Below are 5,887 nucleotides of genomic sequence, written 5' to 3'. Positions count from 1 at the left end.
TCCCCAATATTACCCTCTATCAGTCTCTGCAAAAATTGTACTTTTTGTCAATTACTTCTACTGGACTGGCACTCTAGGACTGTAAACCAATGGTTGCCTTGAGGAGCCACAATCAAAAAGATCATTCGTAACTTTTAATTCGCATAGCGTTAGCCTGCAATTATGATTTTCAGTTCAACTGGTATAGACTGCCATAATTGACAATGGAGTGGGATCGATTTTTATGTTGGAACAACAACCGGGAAATTTACAGTTTTATATTAAACAGTTAGCGACAGAAGCGTTACAAAAATCAGATCCCTCGGCATGGTTTGAAGTTTTATATGCTAAAGCTAAAGGGGACACAGCACAAATTCCTTGGGCTAAGTTAACTCCTCATCCTTATCTACAAGATTGGTTGACGAATCATGAACTATTTACTTCACCGCAAAAGGCACTAGTTATTGGTTGTGGCTTGGGAGACGATGCCGAAGCAATAGCTAGTTTAGGATTTGAAGTAACTGCTTTTGATATTTCACCGACAGCGATCGCCTGGTGTCAGCAGCGATTTCCTGATTCGACTGTCAACTATGTAGTTGTAGATTTGTTAACAATTCCCTCACAGTGGCATCAAGCCTTTGATTTTGTTTTTGAATGTCGCAATATTCAAGCTTTACCCTTGAATGTGCGTTCTTCAGTCATTTCTTCAGTTGCCTATGTAGTTGCTCCAAATGGAACCCTGTTGCTGATTACTCGTGTTCGAGACACAGAAGTTGAACCGAATGGGCCACCTTGGCCATTATCAAGCTCGGAACTTGAACAGTTTGAAAGTTTAGGATTATACCAAGTAGAGCAACTTGAATTTTTAGAGTCTGAGCAAATTGACATTAAGCAAGTGCGGATTGAATATCAAAGACCATAATTCTTTGACAGCCTTCTGATGATCGCGTTGTGAAAGCTTATGTGGACTGAATAATAAGGTATTCAATCCATCATTGTTGAGTTGAGTTGAGTTACTAATCAGAGACGATCCAGTTAAACCTTGACTCGTCGGAGTCAGCTTTACTCCTGATCCCGATCAATTTTTTCGATATCATCAGGTGTACCAGTGGCAGAAATTTTTGATGTACCAGATTTACCTGCACCTGAATTGCCGCCAGAAGCACCAGCACCGCCTGAGTGTTTAGAATCAGTGTTGCCTTGTTCATCTTGAAGCTGTTCAAGACGGTTTTTTTCTTGAGCTTTATCTTTTTGGTCAGCCATATTTTAAAAACATTTTTAGCGTAGCGATCGCTATATACTCTACCACTTTCGTTATTGTGGCGACACCAAAAGCAAATGCTCTTAATTGTCAGTTCTCTTGGATAATCAGCTAGTTGGCACGCTCCCCGCAATACCCTTGGAACCCAATCAGCTAAACCTATTTCCAGAAGTGAAGCCTACGCTAGCACTTTTGACAGAGACATTGGTGATGAGTGCTGATGCCCTGCTAAAGTGGAAATCTCAGATTTTTGAATATCAGCAGAAGGTTCAAGAGAACAAACCACTACAGCAGACGGCATTATTTGACCTTACCCCTAAGCACTGCGACCCAGACCAAATTGATCCACTCTTGCTGCGGCTTGTGCCAATGTCGTTTTATCGAATGCCAGTTGATAGTCCTGGGTCAATTTGTCTGTATTTCATCATAGACTCGACAGCTTCTATTGTGTTGTACGTGGGCGAAACGTGCCGCAGTAACAAGCGATGGCAGGGTATACACGCCTGCAAAGATTACATCGCCAGCTACCAGGATTTACATTAGTGCGATTCGTTGATTAGGGAATCACGGTACTCAATCCGTAAATAACTAATCCAGCCTGACAGCAGATTACTGTCACCAAAAGGCTGAACTCTCGGTCAGATGCAAGTGCAAGTCTTGCCATTCAGACTCAGAATTGACTCCTTACCTGCCCACACCGAACAAGCTCGGTTCTTGTAGAGTGAAGCTGGGATCAGGGCGCAATCAGACGGTCGTTACGGGCTGACACTGGCGCTAATAGGGAGTTCCCAGGATGAAACAGAGCCTATAAAAGTGACTTAAATCCAGGCAGGGCGTAACGCAAAAACCCCTGACCCCGTTGGAGTTCATTCCCGCCGCGTATTAGTGTGACAACGGCAAGAGTCAAGGGAATCCAACAGTCAAAATGGCTACATCTAACGGAAGAACGCCACATGCTACAACGGGGGGAACCCCCGCAACGCAGTGGCTCATCAATCTCTCCGAGGGAACGAATAAAAACGAGCTGTGGGTCTAGGGGCTTTCGTTCCCCAAGTAGCCCAGACGAGCGGAGGAATCCCCACAATTCGGGTAGGACAGACCGTAATTGGTCTGAGGTGTTCAGAATACACAAACCAGAGAAGAGAAAATGATTAGACACAGTAGACATACTAGTGAATCTTGGAAAGCCCTACCGTGGAAGAAATTCCGCCGAAATCTTTTCCGCCTTCAAAAGCGCGTGTACAAAGCGGTTCAAGTTGGAGACAAGCGGAAAGCGCGGTTACTCCAAAAGCTTATTCTAAAATCAACCTCGGCTCGATTTCTTGCAATTAGACTTGTATCTCAGCTAAATGCCGGTAAAAAGACGGCTGGTATTGATGGAAAGAAATCCCTCTCATTTGAAGAACGCTTCAATCTTGAAGAACTACTGAAAATGAACAGTGCAAATTGGAAGCATCAAGGATTAAGGGAAATCCCCATCCCCAAAAAGGACGGAACTACCAGAATGCTTAAAATACCGACCATTGCGGATAGAGCTTGGCAATGCCTCGCAAAATATGCACTAGAACCAGCACACGAAGCCACCTTCCACGCCAGGAGCTACGGGTTCAGAACTGGGCGCTCTGCCCACGATGCACAAAAGCACATCTATAATAACCTCAACTCCCAGGCTAATGGAATAGGAAAACGAGTCATTGAACTCGATATCGAAAAATGCTTCGACAGGATTAATCACTCAGCAATTATGGAGGAACTCACTGCGCCAAAAGGCTTAAAAATCGGTATCTTCCGATGCCTCAAAGCAGGAGTTAACCCAGAATTCCCCGAACAGGGTACACCCCAAGGGGGAGTGGTCAGCCCATTACTAGCGAACATCGCACTTAATGGGGTAGAAAGTATACATCAATCCAAGGACAACCAAGGAAGAATCAAAGAACCATCAGTCCGATACGCGGATGACATGGTTATTATACTCCGACCCGAAGATGATGCGACAGAGATACTTGAAAGAATCAGCGAGTTCCTCCGCAAACGCGGCATGAATGTAAGCCAAAAGAAAACCAAAGTCACCGCCGCGACAGATGGGTTTGATTTCCTCGGCTGGCACTTCAAAGTGCAGAGCAATGGAAAGTTTAGATGTAGTCCCTCAGTGGACAACTTCAAAGCTTTTCGTAAGAAAGTAAAATACATCGTCAACAACTCGAATTATGGTGCTACCACAAAGGCTGAGAAACTAGCCCCGGTAGTTAGAGGTTGGAGAAATTACCACAAGTTCTGCAAGATAGATGGGTCAAAGTTTTCCTTATGGCACATCAATCATAGAGCTTTCAAGGTATTCAGCAAGGAAACCAAGCAAAACCGTTACTCATGCCAGGAGCTAATAAAAAAGGCATTCCCAAAGGTTCCTTACTCCGAAAATAAACACGTCATGGTTAAAGGAACAAAATCCCCCTATGACGGAGATACAGCCTACTGGAGCGAACGTAATAGTAAGCTCTACGACGGTGAAACTTCTAAAGCTCTTAAGAAGCAAAACCATAGATGTGCTTCCTGCGGTTTAAAATTCATCGATGAAGAACGGGTTCACCTGCATCACATCGACGGAAATCATGCCAACTGGAAGAAAAATAATCTTGAAGCAATTCACGAGAGTTGCCACGATTACAAGCACATGAGCAAAAGCGCAAGCTAAGAACATCGGGAGCCGTGTACACGGAAACGGGTACGCACGGATCTAAATGAGAGGTGCGGGGAATAATATCCCCCATCGACTCAACCTCGCTATGGGTTACTCTCCAGCAGTCAACGCCGCATTTTGGTGGGATGCTCCGGTTGATCGACGTGCAAGGCAGGAATTGGAGTTGAACCTTATTTTGAAGTGGCGCAGTCCATTTAATAAGGAGAACTGGGAGCGCTGGGGCCAGCCTTTTGGGTAGGGTGGCTTACTTATGCTTTATGGCGCTACCTTTTCTTTAAACAGCTTCCCAGCAGAAAACGCAGGTACTTTGGTAGCCTGAATAGTCATTGGCTCATTGGTTTTCGGATTACGCCCTTCGCGCTCTGAGCGATCGCGTCGCTCGAATGACCCAAACCCAATCAGCGTTACCTTTTCACCGTTAGCTACAGCTTCGGTAACAACTGACAAGAAAGCACTAATGACTTCATCAGCTTGCTTTTTTGTGATGTTGGTCTTTGCTGCTACAGCATCTACTAATTCGCCTTTGTTCATAAATCACCCTGAAGTATGCCAGTATTGGAAATTTACTTTACCATTACTTCCTCTTATTACGAAAGAGGGAAAAGGATTAACAATCAAGCAGCATACGAAAATTAACTGACAATTTTCAAACAACTTGATAGCAAGCAATACATGACAATTTACTAAAAGCTACATCATTTGACTGTGGAATTGTTGTTCTTAATTACGAGCCAAAACGCGAATAAATATGAGGTCAATAGTATTATTTAACGGTATTTACTATCGATAAACTGGGGACAACATTAAATGCAATAAATATTTTAAGCGATGTCTACCACGAGCTACGCCTATGCTTGATTAAACGCCTTTGCGGAACATGATAGCCATACCACAATGAAGACTTAGCCAATAGCCGAAAATAGCGTAAAAAAGAAATTTATAAGAGGTCAATGCTTTCACTATTTGGAGCGGCTCAACAAGAACGTCCAATGAGCCATCAAAGAGACTCACGTAAGCGTTCCAAGCTCGAACATTAAAGCCGAACCTGCGTGTATCGCCATATCTGCGCTCGTAGAAATCTACAAGCTCCCATCTCTGACTAGTGCCTAAAAATTCGAGGATTTCATGCGTGTATATATGAAGGTGGTAGGGGACATGCACAGGGTTATAATGATCGGGTAAGTCGGGTCGGTTTAGGTCAATATTAGCAGCGTTAGGTGTAGTGATTAGAATATAACCCTTAGAAGATAGCAGGCTGTTTAATTGGCTTAATAATGCATTAGGGTCTTCAACGTGTTCGATGACCTCATGGAGCAAAATGTAATCAAATTGCCCATGCCCAAGAACTGCCGGATTGCCGAAGCTATCCTCTGATGCATAAGGATCATAACCGTAGGAGTTGGTAAAGCCGCGTTCCCGAAAATATTGTACAAACAGACCGTTGCCACCACAGCCATAATCGAGCAAAGAGTGAGTTTTAGAAAACCCATGTTTAGTCAACTGACGATATACATTGCTACACAAAGATCGATATCCCTGTGTTAATTTAGCTTGAGAAAGAGGGTATTTTGTATAGTAATGGTCGAGATCCACCGCATCTAGACAATGAATCGTCTTACAGTGCGGACATCTCCAAACCTTGAACTTTTCGCCTATAAAGGCTCTAACATTACAAGGGAACGTAAAAAATGCAGATTTATCATTTGCATCAAGATGATAATGACAAATCACGCATTCAAGGCGTTGCTTGTTTGTATTAACTTGTTTCGGTTGCAATTGCATGAGAATTTATCTAAACCTCATCCAGCTTGAAAACTGGAGTTCCAGATGATCTAATTACCGTCATCAACAAGACTCTAGCAGAACCTACCGTTGCCTGTGGCGGGTTCATTTCTCTGATGTCAGGTTCTCAAACAACTCGTTGGGGTATCTCTCTACATAATTATTTA

General features: G+C 43.5%; 6 protein-coding genes and 1 pseudogene. 4 read left to right on the top strand and 3 right to left on the bottom strand.

What is annotated here, in order from left to right:
- Positions 1–223 precede the first annotated feature (223 nt).
- Positions 224–901 (top strand): class I SAM-dependent methyltransferase, encoded by a 678-nt coding sequence (locus CDG77_RS32865; protein ID WP_094333380.1) that lies wholly within the window; start codon positions 224–226, stop codon positions 899–901.
- A 140-nt stretch (positions 902–1,041) separates the two neighbouring features.
- Here CDG77_RS32865 and CDG77_RS32860 read toward each other — a convergent pair whose 3' ends face one another.
- Positions 1,042–1,242, bottom strand: a complete 201-nt coding sequence (locus tag CDG77_RS32860; protein WP_094333379.1) for a hypothetical protein — start codon at positions 1,240–1,242, stop codon at positions 1,042–1,044.
- An 85-nt stretch (positions 1,243–1,327) separates the two neighbouring features.
- On the opposite strand from CDG77_RS32860, the gene CDG77_RS32855 reads away from it, so the two are divergent.
- From CDG77_RS32855 to CDG77_RS38230, 3 genes and pseudogenes are all read left to right on the top strand, one after another.
- Complete coding sequence (locus tag CDG77_RS32855) at positions 1,328–1,783, top strand: GIY-YIG nuclease family protein (protein ID WP_190234136.1); 456 nt, start codon at positions 1,328–1,330, stop codon at positions 1,781–1,783.
- 604 nt (positions 1,784–2,387) lie between these two features.
- Complete coding sequence (locus tag CDG77_RS32850) at positions 2,388–3,932, top strand: group II intron reverse transcriptase/maturase (RefSeq protein ID WP_094333378.1); 1,545 nt, start codon at positions 2,388–2,390, stop codon at positions 3,930–3,932.
- Positions 3,933–4,038: 106 nt separating this feature from the next.
- Positions 4,039–4,176 (top strand): annotated as a pseudogene (locus tag CDG77_RS38230) (GIY-YIG nuclease family protein); the annotation flags it as partial.
- Between the two features lie 17 nt (positions 4,177–4,193).
- On the opposite strand, the gene CDG77_RS32845 reads toward CDG77_RS38230, so the two are convergent.
- Together CDG77_RS32845 and CDG77_RS32840 are read right to left on the bottom strand one after the other, a co-directional pair.
- Positions 4,194–4,469, bottom strand: a complete 276-nt coding sequence (locus CDG77_RS32845) for an HU family DNA-binding protein (RefSeq protein WP_094333377.1) — start codon at positions 4,467–4,469, stop codon at positions 4,194–4,196.
- Positions 4,470–4,796: 327 nt separating this feature from the next.
- The gene (locus CDG77_RS32840; protein ID WP_094333376.1) at positions 4,797–5,720 is read right to left on the bottom strand and encodes a class I SAM-dependent methyltransferase; all 924 of its coding nucleotides are present in this window, start codon (positions 5,718–5,720) and stop codon (positions 4,797–4,799) included.
- Between the last annotated feature and the right edge of the window lie 167 nt (positions 5,721–5,887).

Origin of the sequence: Nostoc sp. 'Peltigera membranacea cyanobiont' 213 (genome assembly GCF_002245975.1) — a bacterium.
Taxonomy (GTDB): Bacteria; Cyanobacteriota; Cyanobacteriia; order Cyanobacteriales; family Nostocaceae; genus Nostoc.
The sequence above is the reverse complement of the archived record's forward strand: the minus strand, read 5'-3'. Positions and strand labels throughout refer to the sequence as shown.

What these genes read in the sequence shown, in the direction of transcription:
- CDG77_RS32865 (WP_094333380.1), top strand. Translation starts at nt 224, where the DNA reads ATGTTGGAACAACAACCGGGAAATTTACAGTTTTATATTAAACAGTTA.
- CDG77_RS32860 (WP_094333379.1), bottom strand. Translation starts at nt 1,242, where the DNA reads ATGGCTGACCAAAAAGATAAAGCTCAAGAAAAAAACCGTCTTGAACAG.
- CDG77_RS32850 (WP_094333378.1), top strand. Translation starts at nt 2,388, where the DNA reads ATGATTAGACACAGTAGACATACTAGTGAATCTTGGAAAGCCCTACCG.
- CDG77_RS32845 (WP_094333377.1), bottom strand. Translation starts at nt 4,469, where the DNA reads ATGAACAAAGGCGAATTAGTAGATGCTGTAGCAGCAAAGACCAACATC.
- CDG77_RS32840 (WP_094333376.1), bottom strand. Translation starts at nt 5,720, where the DNA reads ATGCAATTGCAACCGAAACAAGTTAATACAAACAAGCAACGCCTTGAA.